Below are 24,484 nucleotides of genomic sequence, written 5' to 3' on the forward strand. Positions count from 1 at the left end.
GGTCCCCGTGCGCGCCCAGCCTGGCCCCGCCGTCGCATCGGCGGAACCGCTTTTCCCGGGTGGCTCAGCCCGCCGGTTCGTCGAAGCAGGTGGCGAGGAACGCCTTCTCCTCGGGCGTGAGGCGGCGCGGGCGCTCGAGGTCGAAGTCGTAGGGCACCAGCTGCGTGCTGCCGGTGACCGCGAGCCGGCCGTGGTCGAAGACCTCGTAGTGGCAGCGGAACGAGGCGGCGCGCACGTCGGACACCCAGATCTCGACCTGCAGCGGCGCGGCGGCGTAGACGACCGGGCGCTTGTAGGCGATCTCGTGCGCGGCGACGACGAGGCCCCGGCGCAGCCCGCTGCGCTCCTCCAGGCTCGGCCGCTCGAAGAACAGGTGGACGCGGGCCATCTCGAAGTAGCCGAGGAAGGCCACGTTGTTGACGTGCTGGTAGGCGTCCATGTCCGACCAGCGCATGGGGACGTCGACGGTGTGCCTCACACCCTCACCTTGCCCTACCGCCCTCCCCTAACGTGCGCGCATGGGTTCTCCCTGGGACGCCGGCACCCCGGGGGTGCTGACGCTCCCGTCGGGACGCCGGGTCCGCGGCCGCGCCCTGCGCCGCCGGGCTCCGGACGGCCCGCGGCCGGAGTTCGGGCTCTACCTTCTCGGCCGTCCGCCCGCGCCGGTGCCGTGGCCGTCGCGGTGGGTGCGCTGGCCGGACTTCCGGCTGCCCGGCGATCCGGACGACCTGCGGGCGGCGCTGTTCGAGACCTGGAACCGGTCAGCGGGCGAGCGGGTCGAGGTGGCCTGCGGGGGCGGGCGTGGCCGGACCGGGACGGCGCTGGCTTGCCTGGCCGTGCTCGACGGAGTGCCCGCGGACGAGGCCGTCGCGTTCGTGCGGGCGGGGTACCGGCGCGACGCGGTGGAGGGTCGCCGGCAGCGCGCGTTCGTCGAGGCGTTCCGCCCGCACGCGAGGTAGGGCACGTTCCCGCGGGAACGCCGACGGCCGGCCCGGAGCGCCTGCTCCAGACCGGCCGTCGTGAGGTGCTCGAACGGCCCCGCTGCAGAGGCCCGCGCCGAGCGTGCGAGGCGTGGGTGGCAGCGGGGTCCTTGATCAGTCCCGGGTCAGCTTGCGGTAGGTGGCCCGGTGCGGACGGGCGGCGTCGGGACCGAGCCGCTCGACCTTGTTCTTCTCGTAGTCGGCGAAGTTGCCCTCGAACCAGAACCACTTCGAGTCGCCCTCGTAGGCGAGGATGTGCGTCGCCACGCGGTCGAGGAACCACCGGTCGTGGCTGACCACCACGGCGCAGCCGGGGAACTCGAGCAGCGCGCTCTCCAGGCTGGTGAGGGTCTCGGTGTCGAGGTCGTTGGTCGGCTCGTCGAGCAGCAGCAGGTTGCCGCCCTGCTTCAGGGTGAGCGCCAGGTTCAGCCGGTTGCGCTCACCACCGGAGAGCACGCCGGCCGGCTTCTGCTGGTCCGGGCCCTTGAACCCGAAGGCCGCGACGTAGGCCCGCGAGGGCATCTCCACGTTGCCGACCTTGATGTGGTCCAGCCCGTCGGAGACGACGTCCCACAGCGTCTTCTTGGGGTCGATGCCGCTGCGGTTCTGCTCGACGTAGGAGAGCTTGACCGTCTCGCCGACCTTGATGTCGCCCTCGTCGGGCTTCTCCTCGCCGACCAGCATCTTGAACAGCGTGGTCTTGCCGACGCCGTTCGGGCCGACGACGCCGACGATGCCGTTGCGCGGCAGCGTGAAGGACAGGTCGTCGATGAGCACGCGGTCGCCGAAGCCCTTGGTCAGGTGCTTGGTCTCGACGACGACGCTGCCCAGCCGCGGGCCCGGCGGGATCTGGATCTCCTCGAAGTCCAGCTTGCGGAACTTCTCGGCCTCCGCGGCCATCTCCTCGTAGCGGGCCAGACGGGCCTTGCTCTTCGCCTGGCGGGCCTTGGCGCCGGAGCGGACCCACTCCAGCTCCTCCTTGAGCCGCTTGGCGCGCTTGGCGTCCTTGGCGCCCTCGACCTGGAGGCGGGCGGCCTTGGTCTCGAGGTAGGTGGAGTAGTTGCCCTCGTAGGGGTAGGCGCGACCGCGGTCGAGCTCGAGGATCCACTCGGCGACGTTGTCGAGGAAGTACCGGTCGTGGGTGACGGCGACGACGGTGCCGGCGTACTTCTCCAGGTGCTGCTCCAGCCACGCGACGCTCTCCGCGTCGAGGTGGTTGGTGGGCTCGTCGAGCAGCAGCAGGTCTGGCGCCTCGAGCAGCAGCTTGCACAGCGCGACGCGGCGGCGCTCACCACCGGACAGGACGGTGACGTCGGCGTCGCCGGGCGGGCAGCGCAGCGCGTCCATGGCCTGCTCGATGCGGGCGTCGAGCTCCCAGCCGTCGTTGTTCTCGATGACCTCCATGAGCTCGCCCTGCTCGGCGAGGAGGGCGTCGAAGTCGGCGTCGGGCTCACCCATCGCCGCGCTGACCTCCTCGAAGCGCCGGAGGGCGTCGCGCAGCGGCTTCACCGCCTCCTCGACGTTGCCCCGGACGTCGAGCTCCTCGTTGAGCGGCGGCTCCTGGAGCAGGATGCCGACCGTGGCCTCGGGGGCCAGCGTCGCCTCGCCGTTCGAGGGCTGCTGCATCCCGGCCATGATCTGGAGCACGGTCGACTTGCCGGCGCCGTTGGGGCCGACGACACCGATCTTCGCGCCGGGCAGGAACGACAGGGTGACGTTGTCGAGGATCACCTTGTCGCCGTGCGCCTTGCGCGCACGGACCATGGTGTAGATGTACTGGGCCACTGGGCTTCGGAGCCTTCCGTCGGGTTCGCGAGCGGGGGCGGGCCGGCGTTCGCGGCCCGGCCCCCTGGCGTTCTCACCTCCGATCCTCCCAGCCCGGGGCAACTAGGCGTGCGCGGGCTCTCCGGTGAGGTCGTCGGCGTTCACGTGGTCCAACGCCTCGACCGCCGCCTGGTAGTCCCGGCCGGCCCGCGGCTCGCCGTCGTCGAACTCCTGCGCTCCCGGGTCCGTCGGCACCGGGGGCTCGTCCGCCCGGGGCTCGGAGCGCTGGGTCTTCCGGAACTCCGCGACCCCGCGTGCCAGGTTGGGCGCCACCGCGTCGGCGCGGACGCGGGACCGGCTGCGGCGCCCCTCGTCGGACTCCCACTCGTCGGTGCGGATGGTGCCCACGACGACGACGGGGTCGCCCTTGCTGATGCTGTGCGAGACGTTGCCGCCGAGGTCGCCCCAGCACTCGACGTCGACGAAGAACGAGTTGCCGTTCCCCCAGGTCTCCGTCGACCTGTCGTAGCGGCGCTCGGTGGAGGCGACGCGGAAGTTGGTGACGCTGCCGTTCTGCGTCCGGTTGCGGCTGGGCGAGTTGACGACGTTGCCCACGACGGTGATCTGGGTGCCGTTCACGGTGCTCCTCGGGTCTGCGGCGCCGGGTGGCGCGGCCGGCGCGGTGCCGGTGTGCGATCGACTCTGGGGTCCGCTGGTCGCCCGGGGAGCCGCGCGTGCGCATCTGTGGACGGCGGCGCGGGGTGTGGACGGGGCCGCCTCGGCGGCGTGCTCCGGTCCGGCCCGCCGTGATGCGATGATCGGCCGTCGAGCGCCCGTAGCTCAGCGGATAGAGCAGGTGCCTTCTAAGCACTTGGTCGCAGGTTCGATCCCTGCCGGGCGCACCGCATCGTCGCAGGTCATGTGATTGAGACCACGCGACACGGGTAACGAGCCCCCGCCGACCGGGGGGCGGCATCGGTTCTCCAGGTGAGCGACGGATGCGAGGGTCCATGGGCATCGGGCGGTTCGGCGGGCAGTCACGACCCGGGCGGCAGCGGCAGCACCGCTGGCTCCTCGTCGCCGCTGTCGTCATCGCGTGGGCGGGGCTCATCGCGGGGCTCACCGCGCCCGGCGGCACCGACGTGCAGGCCGCCCGTGCCGAGACACCCGAGAGCGGGCGCCCGGAGATCACCGTGGCCGACCTCTCCGAGGGGGCACCGCCCGGCGCCGAGACCCTCCCCGTCCAGCCGGTGCGCGGCGCCGAGCAGCCCGCGGACGCTCCCGTCATCGACGGGCTGGCCGCCAACGGCATCCCGAACGTCGCGCTCAACGCCTACCGGGTCGGCGCCACCCGCATGAACGCCACGAAGCCGGGCTGCGGCATCGACTGGTCGCTGCTGGCGGGCATCGGCCGCGTCGAGTCCAACCACGGCCGCTTCGCCGGCGCGACGCTCAACCCCGACGGCACCTCGACCCCGGAGATCCGCGGGCCGGCGCTGGACGGTGGCCAGTTCGCCTACATCGGCGACAGCGACGACGGCCGCTACGACCACGACACCCGGTACGACCGGGCCGTCGGCGCGATGCAGTTCATCCCGACCACCTGGCGCGCCTACGCCGTCGACGGCGACGGCAACGGCACGACCGATCCCTTCGACATCGACGACGCGGCCCTCGCCGCGGCCAACTACCTGTGCGCCTCCGGCGGCGACCTGCGCACCGAGTCCGGCCAGCGCCGGGCAGTGCTGGCCTACAACCACTCCGACAGCTACGTCGCCCAGGTGCTCGCCCTCGCCCGGGCCTACGCCGGGGGCATCCCGGTCGACGCGCTGCCGCTGGTGGGCGACACCAGCAGCCCGGTCCCGCCGCCGGACCGCAGCTACCGCGGCCCCGCTGCCCCCGGCCCCGCGCTGGGTGCCCAGGACATGACCCCGGCCTCGGGCGAGACGGCGGGCGTCCGCGACGGGGGCCAGGCCGCCCCGCCGGCCGGGGGCGCTCCGGCCGGGCAGCCCGTCTCCTCCGGCGGCGGGAGCGGCTCCGCCCCGGCGCCGGCGGGCGGCAGCGGTGGCAGCACCAGCGGGAACACCGGCGGCGGGGACCAGGGCTCCCAGCCCGCGCCGGCCCCCGTGGCCCCGGCGCCCGCACCGGCCGCCCCGCTGCCCCTGCCGCTGCCGCTGCCGCTGCCGAGCAACCCGGTGCCGCTGCCTCCGGCCCCCGCCGTGCCGCCCCCGCCGCCGGTGGTGACCCAGCTGGTCCCGGGGGTCACCTGCACGCTGCTCGGTCCGCTCGGGCCGCTGCTGCCGAACCTCCCGGTCTGCCCGGAGTAGCGGGGTTCAGCGGCCACACGGCGGCCGGAACACGGCGAAGGGATCGGTGACCTCGAGACCGGCCTGCACGAAGCGGTACAGCGCGGCCGGTCGGCCACCCGCGCGTCCGGGCGGCGCGGTCTCGCCCGTCGGCTCCAGCACGCCGCGGCGCAGCAGGACGCGCTGCAGGTTGGTCGCCGCGACGTCGTAGCCGAGCGCGGCCACGTAGATCTCGCGCAGCTCGGCGATGGAGAAGGTCGGCGGCGCCAGCGCGAAGCCGACGTTCGTGTACGAGAGCTTGGCGCGCAGCCGGCCCACGGCCGAGCCGACGAGCGACCCGTGGTCGAACGCGGTGGCCGGGAGGTCCTCGACCGGGTGCCAGCCGGTGTCCTCCGGCAGCTCCGGGTCCAGGTGCGACGGGATCAGCCCCAGGTAGGCGGTGGCGACCGTCCTCCCCCGGGGATCGCGCCCGGGGTCAGACCGGGTCTCCAGCTGCTCGAGGTGGGCGAGGTGCCCGAGCTCCACCTTGGACGCGAGCTGCCGCGCCACCGAGGCGCCGAGGGTCTCCTCCCCCAGCAGCGGCCCGCCCGGGAGCGCCCACGCCCCCGCGAACGGCTCGTTCGGCCGGCGCCACAGCATGGCGTGCAGCCGCCGCGCGCGGACCTGCAGCACCACGGCCAGCGCCTGGTGCGGATAGGCCGGGCGCTCCGGCGACGACCACACGGAACCCACGCCCGGAATGCTAGGGTCTTCCCACGAGGTTTTCGCCTGATAGTCAGAAACCCCACTCGCACGGAGGTTCCCCGTGACCGCGACGATCCCCGCTCCGCGCACCGCCGGTTGGACCCCCGAGCAGTGGCAGGACTGGCGCGACGAGGTCCGCCGCCTGGCCGCGGAGCGCGACGCCGTCGTCCTGGCGCACAACTACCAGGCAGCCGAGATCCAGGACGTCGCCGACCACGTGGGCGACTCCCTCGCCCTCTCCCGCATCGCGGCCGCCAGCGAGGCGAGCACGATCGTGTTCGCCGGCGTCCACTTCATGGCCGAGACCGCCAAGATCCTCGCGCCGGAGAAGACCGTGCTGGTCCCCGACGCCGCCGCCGGCTGCTCGCTGGCCGACACGATCACCGCCGACCAGCTCCGCGCCTGGAAGGCCGAGCACCCCGGCGCCGTCGTCGTCTCCTACGTCAACACCTCCGCGGCGGTGAAGGCAGAGACCGACGTCTGCTGCACCTCCTCCAACGCCGTCGAGGTGGTCGAGTCGATCCCCGCCGACCGGGAGGTGCTCTTCCTCCCCGACCAGTTCCTCGGCGCGCACGTCCAGCGGGTCACCGGCCGGACCAACATGCGCATCTGGATGGGCGAGTGCCACGTGCACGCCGGCATCTCCCCCACCGACCTGCGCGCGAGCGTGGAGAGCAACCCCGACGCCGAGCTGCTCGTGCACCCCGAGTGCGGCTGCGCCACCAGCGCGCTGTGGATGGTCGGCCAGGGCGACCTGCCCGAGGACCGCGTCCACGTCCTCTCGACCGGCGGAATGCTCGACCAGGCCCGGCGGACGACGGCGCAGCGCGTGCTCGTCGCGACCGAGATCGGCATGCTGCACCAGCTGCGGCAGGCCAACCCGACCACGGTCTTCGAGCCGGTCAACAGCCGGGCGGCCTGCCCGTACATGAAGATGTCGACGCCGGAGAAGCTGCTGCGGGCGCTGCGCGAGGGCCGCGACGAGGTGACCGTCGACCCCGAGATCGCCGCGCGCGCCCGGGCCGCCGTCGAGGCGATGGTGGCCATCGGCACGCCGTCGCCGGTGGCCGAGTGACCCCCGCCGTCGCGCCGGCCCTCCCCCTGCCGGTGGCGACCTGGACGCGCAGCACTGACGTCGTCGTCGTCGGCAGCGGCGCGGCCGGGCTGATGACCGCGGTGCGGCTGGCCGACGCCGGGCGCTCGGTCGTGCTGGTCACCAAGGGCGAGCTCGGCGCGGGGTGCACCGCCTGGGCGCAGGGCGGCCTGGCCGCCGTCCTCGGGGACGACGACGCCGCCGAGCTGCACGTCCGCGACACCCTGATCGCGGGCGCGGGGCTCTGCGACGAGCCGGCGGTCCGCACCCTCGTCGGCGAGGCACCGGGGGCGATCGCCGACCTGCTCGAGCTCGGCGCGCAGCTGGACCGCGACGCCGCCGGCCGCCCCGCCCTGACCCGCGAGGGCGGGCACAGCCGCGACCGGATCGTGCACGCCGGCGGCGACGCGAGCGGCGCCGAGGTGACCCGGACGCTGGCCGCGGCGCTGCGCGCCCGGGGCGTCGACGTCCTGGAGCACACCGTCGCGCTGGACGCGCTGACCTCGGTCTCCGGCCGGGTGACCGGGCTGCGGGTGGCCGCGGTCGGGGACGACGGCGCGCTGACCCGCCCCGGCGACCTGCTCACCCGGGCGGTCGTCCTCGCCACCGGCGGCTACGGCCAGGTCTACGCCGCAACGAGCAACCCCGAGGGCGCCACCGGTGACGGGCTGGCCCTGGCGTTGCGCGCCGGCGCCGAGGTCGCAGACGTCGAGTTCGTGCAGTTCCACCCCACCGTGCTGTGGCTCGGTGCCGGCGCGCGCGGCCAGCAGGCACTCGTCTCCGAGGCGGTCCGCGGCGAGGGTGCGGTGCTGGTCGACGGTTCCGGCCGCCGCCTCATGGCCGGCGCCCACCCGCTGGCCGACCTCGCCCCGCGCGACGTCGTCTCGGCCACCGTCGCCGCGCACCTGCGGGCCACCGGTGCGGCGCACGTGTTCCTCGACGCCACGCACCTCGGGCGCGAGTTCCTGGAGCGCCGCTTCCCCGGCATCGTGGCCGCCTGCCGCGCCGCCGGCGTCGACCCCGCGACCGAGCCGGTGCCGGTGGTGCCGGCCGCGCACTACGCGTGCGGCGGCGTGCTGGCCGACCTCGACGGGCGGACCTCCGTCCCCGGCCTCTACGCCGTCGGCGAGGTCGCCTGCACCGGCGTGCAGGGGGCCAACCGGCTGGCGTCGAACTCGATCACCGAGGGGCTGGTCGCGGCCCGCCGCTGCGCCGCGCTCCTGGCCGCCGACCTCCCGCCGTCCGCTCCCGCACTGGAGCCCGGCCGCGGATGGGCGGTCGACGCCACGGCACGGCCGGGCATCTCCACCGCGGTGAGCCGGTCCGCCGGCGTCCTGCGGGACGACGCGGGGCTCGCCGCCCTCGCCGCCGTCCTGGACGCGGCACCCGTGGCCGGCACGCTCGACCTCGCCGCCGTCGAGGCCACCGCGCTGCACACCGTGGCGGCGCTGCTGGCCCTGGCCGCGCGGGAGCGCACGGAGAGCCGCGGCTGCCACCGCCGCACCGATGCGCCGGAGCCGCGACCGGAGTGGGCGGTGCGCCTGGCGCACCGGCTGACCCCGGACGGCGGCGTGGCCACCCGGCGGCTGCCGGTCCGGACCGAGGAGCTGGTGCCCGCGTGAACGGCGACCTGGCGGCGGCGCTGGAGAAGGACGGGCTCGATCCCGAGGAGGTGCTCCGCGTCGTCCGGCTCGCCCTGGACGAGGACCTCGCCTTCGGCCCCGACGTGACGACGACGTCGACCGTCCCCGCCTCGGCGACCGCGACCGGCGAGGTGGTCGCCCGCTCTCCCGGCGTCCTGGCCGGGGTGCACGTGGCGGCCGCGGCGTTCGACCTCGTGGGGAGCCCGGACGTCGAGGTGCGCGTGGGCGCGGCCGACGGAGACCGCATCGGGCCGGGCGACGCCGTCCTCACCGTCAGCGGGCCGACGCGGGCGCTGCTCACCGCCGAGCGCACCGCGCTCAACCTGATCGGGCACCTGTCGGGGATCGCCACGCTCACCGGGCGGTGGGTCGACGCCGTCGCGGGCACCGGCGCCGCGATCCGCGACACCCGCAAGACGCTGCCCGGCCTGCGGGCGCTGGAGAAGTACGCCGTCCGCTGCGGTGGGGGCGTCAACCACCGCATGGCGCTGGGCGACGCCGCCCTGGTCAAGGACAACCACGTGGCCGCGGCCGGCGGGATCACCCCGGCCGTCGAGGCGGTCCGGGCGGCGGCGCCGGGCATCCCGCTCGAGGTCGAGTGCGACACCCTCGACCAGGTGCGCGAGGCGATCGCGGCCGGGGTGCAGCTGGTGCTGCTGGACAACTTCTCCACCGCCGACACGCGGACCGCCGTCGCGCTGGTGCGGGGCAGCGGCGTGCGCCTCGAGGCCAGCGGCGGGCTGTCGCTGGAGCGGGCGCGCGAGGTGGCGGCAACCGGCGTGGACTACCTCGCCGTGGGGGCGCTCACGCACAGCGCACCGGTGCTCGACCTGGGCTTCGACCTGCGCTGAGCTCCCTCCCAGCTCTCGGTGCAGAGAGCTGGAAGGGGTGCCCGTTCCCCGGACCGGGTCAGCCGCGCTGGTCGGGGTGGATCCAGCCGATGGCCGGGGCGACGTGCCGGACGACCGTCTCGAGCAGGGAGGCGTTGTACTCGACGCCCAGCATGTTGGGCACGGTGAGCAGCAGCGTGTCGGCCTCCTGGACGGCGGTGTCCTTGGCGAGCTCCTCGGCCAGCTGGTCGGGCTCACCGGTGTAGCTCTTGCCGAACCGCGCCCGCACGCCCTCGAGGATGCCGACCTGGTCCTCGCCGTCGCGGTCGGAGCCGAAGTACTGGCGGTCCAGGTCGCTGACGATCGGCAGCACGCTGCGGCTGACCGAGACCCGCGGCTCACGGTCCCAGCCGGCCGCGGCCCAGGCCGCCCGGTAGCGGGCGATCTGCTCGGCCTGCAGCTGGTCGAAGGGCACGCCGGTCTCCTCGCTGAGCAGCGTGGAGCTCATCAGGTTCAGGCCCTGCTGCGCGGTCCACTCCGCGGTCGCGAACGTGCCCGACCCCCACCAGATGCGCTCGGCCAGACCCGGCGACTGCGGCTGGACCGCCAGCTTGCCGGCCATCCCGCCGGTCATCCGCGGATCGGCGTCGACGACCGGCTGGCCGGAGATCGCGGCCAGGAACAGCGCCGTCTTCTGCCGGGCCAGCTCGGCGTCGCTGCTGTCCGGTCCGGGCACGTAGCCGAAGGCCTCGGAACCCCGCAGCGCCGTCTCCGGTGACCCCCGGCTCACGCCGAGCTGGAGCCGCCCGCCGCTGATCAGGTCGGCCGCCGCGGCCTCCTCCGCCATGTAGAGCGGGTTCTCGTAGCGCATGTCGATGACACCCGTGCCCAGCTCGATGCGGCTGGTCCGCGCCGCCATCGCCGAGAGCAGCGGGAACGGCGAGGCCAGCTGCCGGGCGAAGTGGTGCACCCGCACGTAGGCGCCGTCCAGGCCCAGTTCCTCGGCGGCGACCGCCAGCTCGATGCTCTGCACCAGCGCATCCCGTCCGGTGCGCACCAGCGACCCGGGGATGGGCTGCCAGTGCCCGAAGGACAGGAAACCGATCCGCTTCTCCACCGCACTCACCTCTCGTCGACGCTGGAGCGAGCAGCGCCGGCGGGGCCGCCGGTGTTCCCGGGACAGCATCCACCGGCGCCCTCCTCGGTCCGCTGGCGACATCTGCCGAGACATACGCCTCTGCTAACCCGCTGTGACGGCACGATCACGACTCTCCGTGCACCGGTTCCGTCACTTCTCGCCTCCGATGCGTGACCCTGTTCCGGTGAGCCTCCCCGCCTCCGACACGCCGTGGCAGCCGGCCGGCACCCCCAGCGCCGCCGCGCGGCAGCGCATGCGGGCCATCGACACCCTGCTGGCCGACCGCGGGCAGCTGTTCCAGGCGCTGTTCCTGGCCGCCCCGATCGCCAAGGCGCTGGTCGACCTGGACGGGCACGTGCTGGTCGCGAACCCGATGATGTGCGCCCTGACCGGCCGCACCGCCGACGACCTCGCCGGCCGGCACGTCGACCTGCTCGCCCACCCCGACGACCCGCCGGTCGGCGACCTCGGCCTCGTCCCGGACCCGGCCGAGCCCGGCCTCGACCCGAACCTGCTGCTGGACGGCGAGCGCCGGATGCGCCGCTCCGACGGCACCGAGCTCTGGGTGGTCCAGGCGCACGAGGTGGTGCGGCACAACGACGGCAGCCCGCAGTTCGTCGTCCTCTCGCTGGTCGACGTCACCGACCGCCGCCGGGCCGAGGACGACCTGGTCCGCCGCGCGTTCACCGACCCGCTCACCGGCCTTCCCAACCGGCGCGCGCTCAGCGACCGGCTGCGGCACGCGGTCGCCCTCTCCCGGCGCCGCGGGCTGCAGGTCGGCCTGGTGCACCTCAACATCGACCGCTTCCGCGCGGTCAACGACGCCCTCGGCCACGAGGCGGGTGACCAGCTGCTCAGCCAGGTCGCCGACCGGCTGCGCTGGAGCACCCGGGTCGAGGACACCGCGGTGCGCCTCGGTGCCGACGAGTTCCTCGTCGTGGCCGAGGACGTCGAGGACCTCGACGGGCTGCGCGCCCTGGCCGAGCGGCTGCTCAGCGTGCTCGACGAGCCGTTCGTCGTCGAGGACCGCGAGATCACGCTGTCGGCCAGCGTCGGGCTCACCCTCGGCTCCGACCTGACCCCCGACGACCTGCTCCGCCAGGCGCAGAGCGCGCTGACCAAGGCCAAGGCCGACGGCAGCCGCGCCCGGGTCGAGGTGCACGAGGGCGCGCTCAGCGACAGCGAGGTCGACGCGCTGCAGCTGGAGACCGACCTGCGGCACGCGCTCGACAACGACGAGCTGCGGCTCTTCTACCAGCCGATCGTGCACCTGGCCGACGAGACGCTGCTCGGCTACGAGGCGCTGATCCGCTGGCAGCACCCCACCCGCGGGCTGCTCCCGCCGGGGGCTTTCCTGGAGGCGGCGGAGAACAACCGCCTCACCTCGAAGCTCGGCGCGTGGGTGCTGCGGCGGGCCTGCCTGGACGCCGCCACCTGGCCCGACGACCTGCGGGTGCACGTCAACATCTCCGCCCGGCACCTCGCCGAGGAGGGCTTCAGCGAGCTGGTCGCCGCCGCCCTGGAGGAGTCCGGGCTGCCGGCGCAGCGGCTGGAGCTGGAGATCACCGAGTCGACAGCGCTGTTCGCCGCCGAGGCCACGCTGCACTCCGTCGCCGTCGTCACCGACCAGGGCGTCACCCTGGCCCTCGACGACTTCGGCACCGGGTACTCCGCGATCACCGCGCTGCACCGGCTGCCGATCCACACCGTGAAGATCGACCGGTCCTTCGTCGCCGACGTCGTCACCGAGCCGGCCACCGCCGCGCTGGTGCAGGGCCTCCTGCAGCTGGGCCGCGGCATGGGCCTGCAGGTGATCGCCGAGGGCATCGAGGACCTCGACCAGGCCGACTGGCTGCTGCGGCACGGCTGCGCGATGGCGCAGGGCTACGCCTTCGGCCGGCCCGCGCCGCTGCCGAGCCCGGCGGAGGTGCTGATCGGCGAGGTCACCGACATGCCGGCCGAGGAGGTCGCCGGCCCGCTGCTGCCCGCGACCCTCGAGACGCCGGTCGTGCCGCAGCCGCGGCCCATGCCGGAGATGCCGCCGCGGCGCCCGGTCGTCCTGGCGATGGACGACACCGGCGCGCTGTTCGACTACTTCGGCGACGAGCCGGAGGACGAGCGCCGCTAGGGGCGGGGCAGGGCGAGCGGGACCGGGCGCTTCGGGGCCCGGCCGTCACCCGAGGAGCGCCCGCGCAGCCGGCGCGCGACCCACGGCGCGACGAAACCGCGCACCCAGGCGGCCTCCTCGGCGACAGCGGCACGGAGCGCCCGCGGCGGGGCCGGGGGCAGCGGGGTGCGCCAGCCGTCGTCCTCGGCCGGCAGGCCCAGCGCGGTCGCCGCGGCCAGCGCCATGCGGCGGTGCCCCTCGTCGGTCATGTGGATCCGGTCGGTGTCCCAGAGCCGGAAGTCCTGCACCCAGCCCGCGCCCCACTGGTCGAGGACGGCGGCACCGGTGCGGTTGGCGATCGACCAGATGTTGGCGTTGAAGACGGCGATCTTGCCGCGGACCCGGCGCAGGATCGGGGTGTTGCGGGTGTCCACGCTGGTGGCCAGCAGCACGTCGGCGCCGGCGTCGCGGAAGCGGACGACGGCGGCCTCCAGCCCCGCGGCCAGCTCGTCGGGATCCGCGCCCGGGCGCATCAGGTCGTTGCCGCCGGCGACCAGGCTGACCAGGTCCGGCTGCGCGTCGAGGGCCACCTGCACCTGCTCGTCCACGACCTGGCGCAGCAGCCGGCCGCGGATGGCCAGGTTCGCGTACTCCACCTCGCCGGGGCTGACCGCGGCCAGGTGCTCGGCCAGCCGGTCGGCCCAGCCGCGGAACTCGCCGGGGCGCGCCGGGTCGGGATCGCTGAGCCCCTCGGTGAAGGAGTCGCCGAGGGCGATGTAGCGGCGCCACGGGGCCGCGGAGGCGGTGAACTGCACGGCGTCCATGTGACCACGGCGCTCCGGCGCACCGCCCGGCTGCCGCCGTGTGCCGTCGGGCACAGCCGCCGGTGAACTCCGCGTTGCGGTCGCGTTGCCCACCTGCGCGGACGCGGGGCCGGCTCCATGATCACCGCATGCGCATCGACGTGGCCGCCACGCTCACCCTCTCCTCGCCCGCGCCGTCGACCGCGCTGCTGCAGGTGGCGGTGGCCGCGCCGGTCACCGAGCAGCTCACCGTGCTGTCCGGCGGGCAGGTCGTCGAGCCGGTGCAGTTCGAGGTGGACGGCGCCCGGGTCCACCGGCTGGAGCTGCACGAGGGCGGCACGACGATCACCTACTCCGCGACGGCGGAGAGCGACGGCGCCGCGCGGGCGGTCACCCCGGCGGACTGGGCGACGGCGCTGCGGCCGAGCCGCTACTGCCCCTCGGACCAGCTGGAGGGGTTCGCCTCCGCGGAGTTCGACCGCACGCTGCCCCGGGCGGAGCTGGTGCCCGCGGTCGCCGCGTGGGTGCACCGGCGGCTGACCTACACCTCCGGGTCGAGCCGCCCGGTGGACACCGCCGTCGACACCCTGCTCATGGGGCAGGGCGTGTGCCGCGACTACGCGCACCTGACCGTCACCCTGCTGCGGGCGCTGGAGATCCCGGCCCGGCTGGTCGCGGTCTACGCGCCCGGTCTGCACCCGATGGACTTCCACGCCGTGGTCGAGGCCGATGTCGACGGCGTCTGGTGCGTGGTCGACGCGACCCGGCTGGCGCCGACCCGGTCCCTGGTGCGGATCTGCTCGGGCCGCGACGCCGCCGACACCGCCTTCCTCACCACCCTCGGCGGGGTGGCCGTCTTCGAGGGCATGACGGTGACCGCCGTCGCCGCGGGGGACCTGCCCGCCCCCGACGACGCACCGTTCCCGCTGCCGTAGGCGGCCGGTCGACAGGTCGACGTGTCGACTCCTCGACCTGTCAGCTCGTCGACGAGTCGCGCCAGGTCTCCAGCAGGCGCAGCCAGATCTCGCTGACCGTCGGGTAGGCGGGCACCGCGTGCCAGAGCCGGGCGATCGGGACCTCGCCGACGACGGCGATCGTCGCCGACTGCAGCAGCTCGGCGACCGCGGGACCGACGAAGGTCACCCCGAGCAGCACCTCCCGCTCGGTTTCGACGACGGCGAGCGCACTGCCGGTGTAGCCGTCGGCGAAGACCTTGGCGCCGCTGACCGAGCCGAGGTCGTACTCCACGACCCGGTGGGCCAGCCCGCGCTCGGCCGCCTGCGCCGCGGTGAGCCCGACGGCGGCGACCTGCGGGCTGGTGAACACGACCGACGGCACCGCCCGGTCGTCGGCGGTGGCCACGAACGGCGACCAGTCGTCGAGGCCGACCTGCTCGCCGCGCGCCCGCGCGACGATCGCCGCGCCCGCCTGCCGTGCCTGGTACTTGCCCATGTGGGTTAGCAGCGCCCGGCCGTTGGCGTCGCCGACGCCGTAGAGCCAGTCGCTGCCGCGCACCCGCAGCGAGTCGTCGACGTCGAGGTACTCCCCCGGCCCCAGGCCGACCGTCTCCAGGCCGATGTCGGCGGTCCGCGCGGCGCGGCCGGTCGCGACGAGCACCTCGTCGCCGCGGAGCTCCCCGGCCGACGTCGTGAGCACCACGTCGGTGCCGTCGCGGCGGGCAGCGGTGACCTCGCAGCCCAGCCGGACGTCGACGCCGGACGCGCGCAGCGCCGCAGCCACCGCGTCGCTGGCCACGGGCTCCATGGTGTCGAGCAGCCGGTCCCCGTGCTGGACCAGGGTGACCTGCGAGCCGAGCGCCTGCCAGGCCGTCGCCATCTCGCAGCCGACGTAGCCGCCACCGAGGACGACGAGCCGGCCGGGCGCCTCCTTGGCGCTGGTCGCCTCGCGCGGCGTCCACGGGTCGACGTCGGCCAGCCCGTCGACCGGTGGCAGCTTCGCGACCGACCCGGTGCACACGGCCACCGCGTGCCGGGCGGTCAGCCGGGTCTCCGTGCCGTCCTCCGCGGTGACCACGACGACCTTCTCGCCGGCCAGCCGCGCCGTGCCGCGCAGCAGGTCGATGCCGGCACCGTGCACCCACTCCGCCTGGCCGGAGTCGTCCCAGTGCGCGGTGAAGGAGTCGCGGCGGGCGAGGGTGGCGGTGACGTCCTGCTGCCCGGTCACCGCCTGCCGCGCGCCGTCGACGGCGCGCGCCTCGGCGAGCACCTCGGTGCCGCGCAGCAGCGTCTTGCTGGGCATGCAGGCCCAGTACGAGCACTCGCCGCCGACCAGCTCGTTCTCGACGAGGACCGCCGAGAGGCCGCCCCGGACGACGATGTCGGCGACGTTCTCGCCGGTGGAGCCGGCCCCGAGGACGACGACGTCGTAGGTCTTCCCGTCTGCGCTGCTCACCAGGCCATCCTGCTGGGTGTGGTCGACTTGTCGCCATGCCGGTCGACCGCGCGGAGTTCGCCGCCGCCCTGGGCCAGTACGCGGCCGGGGTGTGCCTGCTGACCGTCAAGGACGACATCGACGACGTCGGCACGACGGTCAGCTCGGTCATGAGCGTCTCGGTCGACCCCCCGCTCGTCGCCGTCGGGCTGAGCGCCGGCGGCTACCCGGCCGAGGTGCTGGAGACCGTCGGCACGTGCGGGCTGACCGTGCTCGCCGCCCAGCACGCGATCGTGGCCTCCCGGTTCGCCTCGGCCGGCCGGCCCAGCGCCCGGCACCTGCTCGAGACCGTGCCGTGGTCGCGGGCGCCGGGCAGCGGGGCGATCGTGCTGGGCGAGGGCCTCGCGGCGCTGGACTGCCGCCTCGAGCGGCTGGTGGAGGCCGGCGACCACGTGCTGGCCCTGCTGGCCGTCGAGGACGTGCTGGCGGTGGCCCCGGCGGGGCTCCCCCTGCTGCGGCTGCGCGGCCGGTTCGTCGACGAGACCGGGCGCCCCGCCGGCCGCTGACCGGAGCCGGGAACACGATCGTCATCCCGCGGGGATAGCGTCGGTGCCGCCATGACTGCGCTCCCGCCCCCGACCGAGTCCGCCCTGCGCCGCGCCCTGGTGCGCGCCGAACGCGGGGTGACCCTCGACGCGGTCGAGGCCGAGACCCTCCTGCACGCCCGCGGCCTGGGCGAGGGCGAGCCGCTGGACCGGCTGCTCACCGCGGCCGGCCGGGTCCGCGACGCCGGCCTGGCCAGCGCCGGGCGGCCGGGCGTCGTCACCTACAGCCGCAAGGTGTTCATCCCGCTCACCCACCTGTGCCGCGACCGCTGCCACTACTGCACCTTCGTGACGACGCCGGGGCAGCTGCGCGCGCAGGGCACGGCGCCCTACCTCTCCCCCGACGAGGTGCTCGACATCGCCCGCGCCGGCGCAGCCATGGGCTGCAAGGAGGCGCTGTTCACCCTCGGTGACCGCCCCGAGGACCGCTGGCCCGTCGCCGCCGAGTGGCTCGAGGCGCACGGCTTCGACTCGACGCTCGGGTACCTGCGGGCCATGGCGATCCGGGTGCTCGAGGAGACCGGGCTGCTGCCCCACCTCAACCCCGGCGTCCTCTCCTGGGAGGAGATCCAGCGGCTCAAGCCGGTGGCCGCCTCCATGGGGATGATGCTCGAGACGACGGCGACCCGGCTGTGGTCGGAGCCCGGCGGCCCGCACTTCGGCAGCCCCGACAAGGAGCCGGCCGTCCGGCTGCGGGTGCTGGAGGACGCCGGTCGCTCCGCCGTCCCGTTCACCACCGGCGTCCTGCTGGGCATCGGCGAGGACTACGCCGAGCGGGTCGACGCGATCCTGCAGATCCGGGCGAGCGCGCAGCGGCACGGGCACGTGCAGGAGACCATCGTCCAGAACTTCCGGGCCAAGCCCCGGACGGCGATGCAGGCGCACGACGACCTGGAGCTGCAGGAGTACGTCGCCGCCGTCGCCGTCACCCGGCTGCTGCTCGGGCCCAAGGCGCGGGTGCAGGCGCCGCCGAACCTCTCGGACTCCACCGAGCTCGGGCTGCTGCTGCGCGCCGGCGTCGACGACTGGGGCGGGGTCAGCCCGCTGACCCCGGACCACGTGAACCCCGAGCGGCCCTGGCCGAACATCGACAAGCTGGCCGCGCTGAGCGCCGAGGCCGGCTTCGAGCTGCGCGAGCGGCTGGCCGCCCAGCCGCCCTACGTGCTGCAGCCGGAGCCGTGGCTGGACCCGCGGGTGCGCCCGCACGTCTCCGCGCTGGCCGGCCCGGACGGCCTGGCCGTCGAGGGGCGGAACCCCGTCGGGCTGCCCTGGCAGGAGCCGGACGAGGCGTGGACGTCGACCGGCCGGGTCGACCTGCACGTCGAGGTGGACACCGTCGGGCGGACGTCGGACCGCCGGTCGGACTTCGACGCCGTCTACGGCGACTGGGCCGAGCTCCGCGACCGGACGACGTCGGCCCGCGACGGCTCCTCGACCGCGCTGGCCGCGGGCGATCCCGAGGTGCGCGCCGCGCTGGCACGGGCCGAGCGGGACCCGGCCGGGCTGACCGACGCCGAGTACCTCGCGCTCCTGGGCGCCGACGGCCCCGATCTGGACGCGCTGACCGGTCTTGCCGATGCCGTCCGCCGCGACGTCAACGGCGACGACGTCACCTACGTCGTGAACCGGAACATCAACTTCACCAACGTCTGCTACACCGGCTGCCGGTTCTGCGCGTTCGCCCAGCGGCGCACCGACGCCGACGCCTACACCCTGTCGATGGCGCAGGTCGGCGACCGGGTCGACGAGGCGTGGGCGGCCGGGGCGACCGAGATCTGCATGCAGGGCGGCATCCACCCCGACCTGCCCGGCACCGCCTACCTCGACCTGGCCCGCGAGGTGAAGCAGCGGCAGCCCGGCATCCACCTGCACGCCTTCTCCCCCATGGAGATCGTCAACGGCGCCGCCCGCACCGGGCTGTCGTTCCGCGACTTCCTGACCGCGGCCAAGGAGGCCGGCCTGGACTCCGTCCCGGGCACGGCGGCCGAGATCCTCGACGACGACGTCCGCTGGGTGCTCACCAAGGGCAAGCTGCCGACGGCGACGTGGCTGGAGATCATCGGCACCGCGCACGAGGTGGGCCTGCCGACGACGTCGACGATGATGTACGGGCACGTCGACACCCCGGCCCACTGGGTCGCGCACCTGCGCACGCTCAGCCGCCTGCAGGACCGCACCGGCGGGTTCACCGAGTTCGTGCTGCTGCCGTTCGTGCACCACAACTCGCCGATCTACCTCGCCGGTGTCGCCCGCCCCGGGCCGACCGTGCGGGAGAACCGGGCCGTGCACGCGGTGGCCCGGCTGCTGCTGCACGGGCGGATCCCCAACATCCAGACCTCGTGGGTGAAGCTCGGCGACGCCGGCACGCAGGCGGTGCTGCAGGGCGGGGCCAACGACCTCGGCGGCACGCTGATGGAGGAGACGATCAGCCGGATGGCCGGCAGCGAGAACGGCTCGCTGAAGACCATCGCCGAGCTGGAGGCCATGGCCGCCGCGATCGGCCGGCCGGCCCGCCAGCGGACCACCGAGTACGGGACGCCGTCGGCCGAGCGGCTCGCCACCGCCCGCACCGACGAGGGTCGGCGCCGGCTCACGCTGTCGATCCGCCCGACCTGAGGGACGGGCGCGGTCAGCCGGTCCGCTGCCGATCGGAGGCCGCGGGCTCCAGCGGCCGCACGCGGAAGACGGGGTGGTCGGCGGCGACGGCCTCGAACGCCGCCACCGGTTCACGCCGGTCGACCGGGATGTGCGCTCGGGCGCCCGGCGCCAGGTCGAGGTAGCGCTTGATGATCGGCGCCCGCTCGGCCACCGGGACCTCCTCGAGGCGCACCGCGGTCCGGGTGCCGCGGCGCAGCACGGCCGCCCCGCGGGCGGCGCGCACGTTGCGCACCCAGTTGCTGCCCGCCCCGAGCATCGAGATGAGGTAGCGCTCGCCGTCCAGGTCGGCGACGACCACCGGCACGGGGACGACCCGCCCCGTGCGCCGTCCGGCCACCTCAAGGGTGACCGCCCGGTCCACCGGCAGCCGGCCGCTGCCCAGCACCAGCGCGTCGAGGCGGTTCAGCAGGCGCGCCACACCGCGCGGGCGGCCGCCGCGGTACATCCAGCGGCGCAGGCGCCGGCGCGTCCCCTCCGCCGTCCAGCTGGTCGGCACGGCCTCACACCTGCTTGGGCATGTGCCCCACGCCGAACGCGTGCATCACCTTGTGGCCGACGTCCGCGGTGGGGTCGAACATGCAGGGGCAGCCGCCGTCGATGACCGTCACCCCGTTGGCCCGGCCGTAGGCCGTCGCCTGCTCGGACACGCTGCCGGCGCCGGGCCCGCGGTGCATCCACACCCGGCCGATGCCGAGCGAGACGCACTCCCGCATCGTGTCCTCGGCGTGCGCCGGGCTGGTGGCGATGACGACGGCCTCCACGCCGCCGGGTACCGACTTCAGGTCGTGGTAGCAGGTGTCGCCCTCCACCTGGTCGGCGTTCGGGTTCACCGCGAAGACGGTGTACCCCCGGTCGCGCAGCCGCTTGTAGACCACGTTGGCCCCGTGGTCCTTCGGGGAGCGCGACACCCCCGTGACCGCGATGCGGCGGTGCTCGAGGAACTCGTGGGCGGCTTGCTTGACGGGGATCACGGCGACCTCCTGGGCGGGCTGGAGCGGTGCCCCCACGCTGCCGAGCCGCCACCGGTCCCCGCCAACGGCCTTCGGCCCGGAAGACCCCGTCTTTCGTCCTCCGGAGCAGGCGGACCCCGGAACCCCTGGCTCAGCAGAGCTCGGCGCGGAGGCGGGCCGCCTTGCGGGCCGCCCGCTCCGCCTTGCGCGCGGCGCGCTGCGCGGCGTCCAGGCGGTGCGCGCGCGAGGCGTCCCGCGCCTGCGCCTGCAGCTCGGCCATCCGGCCGGCGACGAACTCGTCGTTGGGGGTGTTCACGGCAGCTCCTGGATGACGGGGCGGGGACGGGGCGGGCGGCGCACCGGGTCGGGGCGCGCGGGTGGACGCGGTCGGCGCGGGGTCGCGCTGCGGGGGTGCCTCACGGCGTCGCCGGGACGGCGTAGGTGAAGACGAGGACCGGCTCGCGGTGCGCACCGTCGTCGGGCACGTCCCGCTGCCCCCACCTCTCGAGCAGCGCGCCGACCTCCTCCGACAGCTGGCCCAGCTCGTCGGCGGTGAGGTGCAGCCACTTCTGCATGCTGAAGGAGGTGCTGCGCCAGGGGTCGCGCTCCTCGTCGTCCGCGGCGAACCAGGCGCGCACGTGACCGGCGTGCCGGTCGAGGGTCAGCGACTGGACGGCCTGGGCGACCGCCTCGGCCGCGGGGTCGTCGGAGAGGTTCTCGCCCGACCAGCGCAGGGTCCCGTCCACCAGCCGCCACCACCGCTCCCGGCGGTCCTTGGCCAGCTCGGGCGCCTCGACGACCAGGCCGACGTCGGCCAGCGCCTTGACGTGGTGGCTGATGTTCCCCACCCGCTGGTCGGTGCGCTCCGCCAGCGCGCTGGCCGTGGCCGGACCGTGCACGCGGAGCACGTCGAGCAGCCGCCGCCGCAACGGGTGGGCCAGCATCGCCAGCACGCGTGCGTCGGTGACCTCGCGGACGTCCCGGTTCTCGCTCACGAGGACATCATGAACCCACAAGAGGCCTTGCACAAGTACTATTGCGCAACAAGCGTTGCAGGACTGCCTATGGTGCCGAGGTGCGCATCGCGGTCCTCTCCGACGTCCACGGCAACCTGCCCGCGCTCGACGCGGTGCTGTCCCACCTCGAGGTCCAGCGGGTGGACCTGGTCGTGGACCTGGGCGACCTGCTGTCCGGCGGCGTGCAACCGCGGAAGACGGCGGACCGGCTCATGGCGCTCGACCACGTCGTCGTCGCCGGCAACCACGAGCGCCAGCTGCTGACGTCCCCGCGGGAACGGATGGGCGCCTCCGACCGGCTGGCGCACGACACGATCACCGGGGAGCACCGCGCGTGGCTGGCCGGTCTGCCGGCGACGGCGAGCCCGGCGCCCGGCGTCCTCGCCTTCCACGGCTCCCCCACCGACGACCTGGCCTACCTGCTGGAGACCGTCGAGCCGACAGGGGTGCGGCCCGCGACGGTGGCGGAGGTGCTCGACCGGCTGGGCCCGGCCGCGGCGGTCCCGCTGCTGCTCTGCGGGCACACCCACCTGCAGCGCGAGCTGCGGCTGCCCACGGGCGCGCTGGTGCTCAACCCCGGCAGCGTGGGGTGGCCGGCCTACGCGGACGACCTCCCCCACCCGCACGTGATCGAGGCGGGCACCCCGCACGCCCGGTACGCCGTCGCCGACGACGCCGAGGGCGCCTGGCGGGCGGAGTTCCACGCCGTCACCTACGACTGGGACGCCGCGGCGACCATCGCCGAGGGCAACGGCCGCCCCGACGTCGCCCGCGCGCTGCGCACCGGCCGCGTCTGAGCCCGGCTCCTCGGAACCCGGGACGTCGGACGGCGCGGCTAGCCTCGCGCTCGTGGGTCTCTTCGGGAAGTTCGCGTACTCCGACGGGCGGTGGAGCACCGGCGGCCCGACCGCGGTGCCGTTCCTCCTCGTCGACGTGCACGACAGCGGCATCGCCACGGTCGACTACCGGTTGGCCGACGCCTCCGGCGGCCGCTTCTACCTCGGCTACGAGCCGCGGGTGTACTTCGACGAGCCCGAGGCCGCCCCGCCGGTCGACACCGCCGCCGAGGCCGAGGGCTTCGCCCGCTGGGTCCGCGAGGCCAGCGGCCGGGAGGTCGACCCCGCCGAGGCCCGGCAGCTCATGGCCGCGTCCGACGGCGCCCCGCCCACCGACGAGGTCGTCGAGCTGACCGTCGACCGGCTCGCGGAGCTGGCCGGCCTGCCGCCGCTGGACTGGCCCACGGACGCCGACGCCTACGCCGGCTGACGCTTCGCCACGGGCCGGCCGGGTAGTGCCGGGGCCGTGCGCCTGATCTCCTACCGCCGCCCCGGCGGACCCGACGTCCTCGAGCTGCTCGACGCCCCCGTGCCGGAGCCCGGTCCCGGGGAGGTCCGGGTGCGGGTCGCGTACTCCGGCGTGAACCCGACCGACTGGAAGTCGCGCAGCAACGCCGACCCCGGACCGGACGGCCAGGTGCCGAACCAGGACGGCGCCGGCACCGTAGAGGCCGTCGGGCAGGGCGTGGACCCGGTGCTCGTCGGCGAGCGGGTGTGGATCTGGGAGGCCGCCTGGCAGCGCCGCTGGGGCACCGCCGCGGAGCACACCGTCGTCCCCGCCCGGCACGTCGTGCTGCTCGGTACCGACCCGTCGTTCGAGCTGGGTGCGGCCCTCGGCATCCCCTTCCTGACCGCGCACCGCTGCCTGACCGTCGCCGAGTCGCTGCCCGACCGGCTCGGCCCCGGTGCGCTCGACGGGCACACCGTCCTCGTCCAGGGTGGCGCCGGCGCGGTCGGCAACGCGGCCATCCAGCTGGCCCGCTGGTCCGACGCCACCGTGATCGCCACGGTCAGCAGCCCGCGCAAGGCCCAGCTGGCCGCGGCCGCCGGCGCCGACCACGTCGTGAACTACCGCGACGAGGACGTCGTCGCCGAGGTCCGCAAGATCGCGCCGAAGGGCGTGGACGCGATCGTCGAGGTCTCCGCCGCGGTCAACGCCCCGGTCGACGCGCAGGTCATCGGCATGCACGGCGCCGTCGCCATGTACGCCGACGACGGCGGCGCGGAGGTCACCGTCCCGGTGCGCGCGCAGATGGGCCCCAACGCCCGCTGGCAGTTCGTGCTCGTCTACACCGAACCGGAGCGGGCCAAGGTCCTCGGCATCGAGGACGTCGCGACCGCTGTCGCCGACGGCGCGATCCGGGTCGGTGAGGACGCCGGGCTGCCGCTGCACGTCTACCCGCTCGAGGAGACCGCGCAGGCGCACCGGGCGGTGCAGGAGGGCGCGGTGGGCAAGGTGCTGGTCGACGTCACCGCCTGATCGCACCGTTCCCCGTTGACCGGGGCGGCCGGCCCCGGGGACCGTTTCCCCGAGACCGGGGAGGTGCCGGATGGCGGTCGTCGGGCCGGGGCAGGGCGCACGGATCACCGCGCTGGGCTCCACGTACACGACCAAGGCCGACGCGGCCACCACCCGCGGCGCCTACTGGCTGGTCGAGGAGGAGTTCCGGGCGGCGGCCACCCCGCTGCACGCGCACGTCACCGCCGACGAGGCCTTCTACGTGCTGTCCGGCCGCGCCGCGGTGTGGCTCGACGACGACGAGCACGAGGCCGGCCCGGGCGCGTTCGTGCTGGTCCACCGCGGCCGCCCGCACGCGCTGCGCCGGCTGTCCGACGAGCCCGTCCGGATGCTCACCCTGGTCTCGCCCGCCGGGATGGAGCAGTTCTTCCAGGCCGTCGCCGCCGTCGGCGAGGAAGCACTGCTCACGCACCCCGACCGGCTCGTCACGCTGGCGGCCGAGCACGGCACCGAGATCCTCGGCCCGCACCCCGGCGCGTGACGTGCACGCGCCGGGGGCGCCCCTGCTCAGGCGCGGCGCGACCGGCTGCGCAGGAGGACGTAGCCGCCGACGACCAGGGCGCGGAACAGCGTCCCGATGCCGGCCACCGCACCGGCCCGCGAGCCACAGCGGACTGTGGCGGAGCCGCGGCCGGAGCATGATCGACTTCGCCGGTGGCACACGGGACGATCGGGGACCGATTTCCCACCCGCCCCGCCCGACCCCTGCGACACCCGGCCGGCCCGTCCTAGGGTGCCCGCATGAGCGGAGCCGACGACGTCCTCGACCTGTCCGCGCTCGCCGACGAGCTGGCGGCCACGAGCGCCGGGGAGCCCGCCGGCCGCGCCGCCCGTACGCTCCCGCACCCGGTCGACGGCCTGCGCCAGACCGTCGTCGCGCTGCGCGCCGGCACGGAGCTGAGCGAGCACGAGAGCCCCGGCCCCGCCAGCCTCCAGGTCCTCCGCGGCCGCGTGCGGCTGGTCGCCGGCGAACGGGAGGTGGCGCTCGCCGCGCACGCGATCGCGCCGGTGCCCGCCCGGCGGCACAGCCTGCACGCCGACGAGGACGCCGTCGTCCTGCTCAGCGTCGCCGTCCCCGCGCGCACCCCCGAGGCCGACTGA

At 75.1% G+C, this 24,484-nt stretch carries 25 protein-coding genes and 1 tRNA gene; 15 read left to right on the forward strand and 11 right to left on the reverse strand.

What is annotated here, in order from left to right:
- Nucleotides 1–64: 64 nt before the first annotated feature.
- The gene (locus tag DQ241_RS16850; protein WP_199584650.1) at nucleotides 65–478 is read right to left on the reverse strand and encodes a thioesterase family protein; all 414 of its coding nucleotides are present in this window, start codon (nucleotides 476–478) and stop codon (nucleotides 65–67) included.
- Between the two features lie 40 nt (nucleotides 479–518).
- On the opposite strand from DQ241_RS16850, the gene DQ241_RS16855 reads away from it, so the two are divergent.
- Nucleotides 519–959 (forward strand): protein phosphatase, encoded by a 441-nt coding sequence (locus tag DQ241_RS16855; protein WP_113831362.1) that lies wholly within the window; start codon nucleotides 519–521, stop codon nucleotides 957–959.
- Between the two features lie 135 nt (nucleotides 960–1,094).
- On the opposite strand, the gene ettA is transcribed toward DQ241_RS16855, so the two are convergent.
- Nucleotides 1,095–2,765, reverse strand: coding sequence for an energy-dependent translational throttle protein EttA (gene ettA / locus DQ241_RS16860; RefSeq protein WP_113831363.1), 1,671 nt, complete (start codon nucleotides 2,763–2,765; stop codon nucleotides 1,095–1,097).
- A 102-nt stretch (nucleotides 2,766–2,867) separates the two neighbouring features.
- On the reverse strand, nucleotides 2,868–3,383 hold the full coding sequence (locus DQ241_RS16865; protein ID WP_113831364.1) for a single-stranded DNA-binding protein: 516 nt from the start codon (nucleotides 3,381–3,383) through the stop codon (nucleotides 2,868–2,870).
- Nucleotides 3,384–3,573: 190 nt separating this feature from the next.
- Here DQ241_RS16865 and DQ241_RS16870 point away from each other — a divergent pair.
- Both DQ241_RS16870 and DQ241_RS16875 read left to right on the forward strand, forming a co-directional pair.
- Nucleotides 3,574–3,646 (forward strand) — tRNA-Arg (locus DQ241_RS16870).
- A gap of 96 nt (nucleotides 3,647–3,742) precedes the next feature.
- Nucleotides 3,743–5,071, forward strand: a complete 1,329-nt coding sequence (locus tag DQ241_RS16875; protein WP_113831365.1) for a lytic transglycosylase domain-containing protein — start codon at nucleotides 3,743–3,745, stop codon at nucleotides 5,069–5,071.
- 6 nt (nucleotides 5,072–5,077) lie between these two features.
- On the opposite strand, the gene DQ241_RS16880 is transcribed toward DQ241_RS16875, so the two are convergent.
- Complete coding sequence (locus DQ241_RS16880) at nucleotides 5,078–5,782, reverse strand: NUDIX domain-containing protein (RefSeq protein WP_113831366.1); 705 nt, start codon at nucleotides 5,780–5,782, stop codon at nucleotides 5,078–5,080.
- Between the two features lie 73 nt (nucleotides 5,783–5,855).
- Between DQ241_RS16880 and nadA the strand changes: the two genes are divergently transcribed.
- The 3 genes from nadA to nadC are packed head-to-tail and all read left to right on the forward strand — an operon-like array spanning nucleotide 5,856 to nucleotide 9,381.
- Entirely contained in the window at nucleotides 5,856–6,869 is a 1,014-nt protein-coding gene (nadA, locus tag DQ241_RS16885; protein WP_199584651.1) for a quinolinate synthase NadA, read from the forward strand.
- On the forward strand, nucleotides 6,866–8,509 hold the full coding sequence (locus DQ241_RS16890) for an L-aspartate oxidase (RefSeq protein WP_113831367.1): 1,644 nt from the start codon (nucleotides 6,866–6,868) through the stop codon (nucleotides 8,507–8,509). Before nadA ends, DQ241_RS16890 begins: the two co-directional genes overlap by 4 nt.
- Complete coding sequence (nadC, locus tag DQ241_RS16895; RefSeq protein ID WP_113831368.1) at nucleotides 8,506–9,381, forward strand: carboxylating nicotinate-nucleotide diphosphorylase; 876 nt, start codon at nucleotides 8,506–8,508, stop codon at nucleotides 9,379–9,381. Before DQ241_RS16890 ends, nadC begins: the two co-directional genes overlap by 4 nt.
- A gap of 58 nt (nucleotides 9,382–9,439) precedes the next feature.
- Here the strand turns inward: nadC and DQ241_RS16900 are convergent, their stop codons facing one another.
- On the reverse strand, nucleotides 9,440–10,477 hold the full coding sequence (locus tag DQ241_RS16900; RefSeq protein WP_199584652.1) for an LLM class flavin-dependent oxidoreductase: 1,038 nt from the start codon (nucleotides 10,475–10,477) through the stop codon (nucleotides 9,440–9,442).
- Between the two features lie 205 nt (nucleotides 10,478–10,682).
- Here DQ241_RS16900 and DQ241_RS16905 point away from each other — a divergent pair, with 205 nt between their 5' ends.
- Nucleotides 10,683–12,626 carry a bifunctional diguanylate cyclase/phosphodiesterase gene (locus DQ241_RS16905; RefSeq protein ID WP_233492513.1) on the forward strand — a complete coding sequence of 648 codons (1,944 nt, stop codon included), beginning with the start codon at nucleotides 10,683–10,685 and terminating at the stop codon, nucleotides 12,624–12,626.
- Here DQ241_RS16905 and DQ241_RS16910 read toward each other — a convergent pair.
- On the reverse strand, nucleotides 12,623–13,429 hold the full coding sequence (locus DQ241_RS16910; protein WP_113831370.1) for an SGNH/GDSL hydrolase family protein: 807 nt from the start codon (nucleotides 13,427–13,429) through the stop codon (nucleotides 12,623–12,625). The two genes, DQ241_RS16905 and DQ241_RS16910, sit on opposite strands and share 4 nt — an antisense overlap.
- 128 nt (nucleotides 13,430–13,557) lie before the next feature.
- On the opposite strand from DQ241_RS16910, the gene DQ241_RS16915 reads away from it, so the two are divergent.
- Nucleotides 13,558–14,343, forward strand: coding sequence for a transglutaminase family protein (locus tag DQ241_RS16915; protein ID WP_113831371.1), 786 nt, complete (start codon nucleotides 13,558–13,560; stop codon nucleotides 14,341–14,343).
- A gap of 40 nt (nucleotides 14,344–14,383) precedes the next feature.
- On the opposite strand, the gene DQ241_RS16920 is transcribed toward DQ241_RS16915, so the two are convergent.
- Nucleotides 14,384–15,820 (reverse strand): NAD(P)/FAD-dependent oxidoreductase, encoded by a 1,437-nt coding sequence (locus DQ241_RS16920; protein ID WP_113831372.1) that lies wholly within the window; start codon nucleotides 15,818–15,820, stop codon nucleotides 14,384–14,386.
- 35 nt (nucleotides 15,821–15,855) lie between these two features.
- Here DQ241_RS16920 and DQ241_RS16925 point away from each other — a divergent pair, with 35 nt between their 5' ends.
- Both DQ241_RS16925 and DQ241_RS16930 read left to right on the forward strand, forming a co-directional pair.
- Nucleotides 15,856–16,365: a flavin reductase family protein gene (locus DQ241_RS16925; protein WP_113831373.1), complete on the forward strand. Its 510-nt coding sequence runs from the start codon at nucleotides 15,856–15,858 to the stop codon at nucleotides 16,363–16,365.
- A gap of 51 nt (nucleotides 16,366–16,416) precedes the next feature.
- The gene (locus DQ241_RS16930) at nucleotides 16,417–19,020 is read left to right on the forward strand and encodes a bifunctional FO biosynthesis protein CofGH (RefSeq protein ID WP_113831374.1); all 2,604 of its coding nucleotides are present in this window, start codon (nucleotides 16,417–16,419) and stop codon (nucleotides 19,018–19,020) included.
- A gap of 13 nt (nucleotides 19,021–19,033) precedes the next feature.
- Here DQ241_RS16930 and DQ241_RS16935 read toward each other — a convergent pair whose 3' ends face one another.
- The 4 genes from DQ241_RS16935 to DQ241_RS16945 form a co-directional block, all read right to left on the reverse strand.
- On the reverse strand, nucleotides 19,034–19,558 hold the full coding sequence (locus DQ241_RS16935) for a nitroreductase/quinone reductase family protein (RefSeq protein ID WP_199584655.1): 525 nt from the start codon (nucleotides 19,556–19,558) through the stop codon (nucleotides 19,034–19,036).
- A gap of 4 nt (nucleotides 19,559–19,562) precedes the next feature.
- A complete protein-coding gene (locus DQ241_RS16940) occupies nucleotides 19,563–20,033 on the reverse strand; it encodes a CoA-binding protein (RefSeq protein WP_113831458.1) in 471 nt (156 codons plus the stop codon).
- A gap of 130 nt (nucleotides 20,034–20,163) precedes the next feature.
- On the reverse strand, nucleotides 20,164–20,328 hold the full coding sequence (locus tag DQ241_RS20660; protein WP_158545954.1) for a hypothetical protein: 165 nt from the start codon (nucleotides 20,326–20,328) through the stop codon (nucleotides 20,164–20,166).
- A 100-nt stretch (nucleotides 20,329–20,428) separates the two neighbouring features.
- Nucleotides 20,429–21,007 carry a winged helix-turn-helix domain-containing protein gene (locus DQ241_RS16945; RefSeq protein WP_199584657.1) on the reverse strand — a complete coding sequence of 193 codons (579 nt, stop codon included), beginning with the start codon at nucleotides 21,005–21,007 and terminating at the stop codon, nucleotides 20,429–20,431.
- 80 nt (nucleotides 21,008–21,087) lie between these two features.
- On the opposite strand from DQ241_RS16945, the gene DQ241_RS16950 reads away from it, so the two are divergent.
- The 5 genes from DQ241_RS16950 (at nucleotide 21,088) to DQ241_RS16970 (ending at nucleotide 24,484) form a co-directional block, all read left to right on the forward strand.
- A complete protein-coding gene (locus tag DQ241_RS16950; protein ID WP_113831375.1) occupies nucleotides 21,088–21,825 on the forward strand; it encodes a metallophosphoesterase in 738 nt (245 codons plus the stop codon).
- A gap of 52 nt (nucleotides 21,826–21,877) precedes the next feature.
- Nucleotides 21,878–22,294: a hypothetical protein gene (locus DQ241_RS16955; RefSeq protein WP_113831376.1), complete on the forward strand. Its 417-nt coding sequence runs from the start codon at nucleotides 21,878–21,880 to the stop codon at nucleotides 22,292–22,294.
- Nucleotides 22,295–22,330: 36 nt separating this feature from the next.
- Nucleotides 22,331–23,344 (forward strand): NADPH:quinone reductase, encoded by a 1,014-nt coding sequence (locus DQ241_RS16960; RefSeq protein WP_113831377.1) that lies wholly within the window; start codon nucleotides 22,331–22,333, stop codon nucleotides 23,342–23,344.
- A 70-nt stretch (nucleotides 23,345–23,414) separates the two neighbouring features.
- Nucleotides 23,415–23,864: a cupin domain-containing protein gene (locus DQ241_RS16965; RefSeq protein WP_113831378.1), complete on the forward strand. Its 450-nt coding sequence runs from the start codon at nucleotides 23,415–23,417 to the stop codon at nucleotides 23,862–23,864.
- A 260-nt stretch (nucleotides 23,865–24,124) separates the two neighbouring features.
- Nucleotides 24,125–24,484 (forward strand): hypothetical protein, encoded by a 360-nt coding sequence (locus tag DQ241_RS16970; protein ID WP_113831379.1) that lies wholly within the window; start codon nucleotides 24,125–24,127, stop codon nucleotides 24,482–24,484.

Origin of the sequence: Blastococcus sp. TF02A-30, from assembly GCF_003319185.1 — a bacterium.
In the GTDB taxonomy this organism is placed as follows: Bacteria; Actinomycetota; Actinomycetes; order Mycobacteriales; family Geodermatophilaceae; genus Blastococcus.

Excerpts from the sequence above, each read along its gene's own strand:
- DQ241_RS16965 (WP_113831378.1), top strand. The coding sequence starts at position 23,415 with ATGGCGGTCGTCGGGCCGGGGCAGGGCGCACGGATCACCGCGCTGGGC.
- DQ241_RS16915 (WP_113831371.1), top strand. The coding sequence starts at position 13,558 with ATGCGCATCGACGTGGCCGCCACGCTCACCCTCTCCTCGCCCGCGCCG.
- DQ241_RS16875 (WP_113831365.1), top strand. The coding sequence starts at position 3,743 with ATGCGAGGGTCCATGGGCATCGGGCGGTTCGGCGGGCAGTCACGACCC.
- DQ241_RS16855 (WP_113831362.1), top strand. The coding sequence starts at position 519 with ATGGGTTCTCCCTGGGACGCCGGCACCCCGGGGGTGCTGACGCTCCCG.
- DQ241_RS16925 (WP_113831373.1), top strand. The coding sequence starts at position 15,856 with ATGCCGGTCGACCGCGCGGAGTTCGCCGCCGCCCTGGGCCAGTACGCG.
- DQ241_RS16930 (WP_113831374.1), top strand. The coding sequence starts at position 16,417 with ATGACTGCGCTCCCGCCCCCGACCGAGTCCGCCCTGCGCCGCGCCCTG.
- DQ241_RS16970 (WP_113831379.1), top strand. The coding sequence starts at position 24,125 with ATGAGCGGAGCCGACGACGTCCTCGACCTGTCCGCGCTCGCCGACGAG.
- DQ241_RS16910 (WP_113831370.1), bottom strand. The coding sequence starts at position 13,429 with ATGGACGCCGTGCAGTTCACCGCCTCCGCGGCCCCGTGGCGCCGCTAC.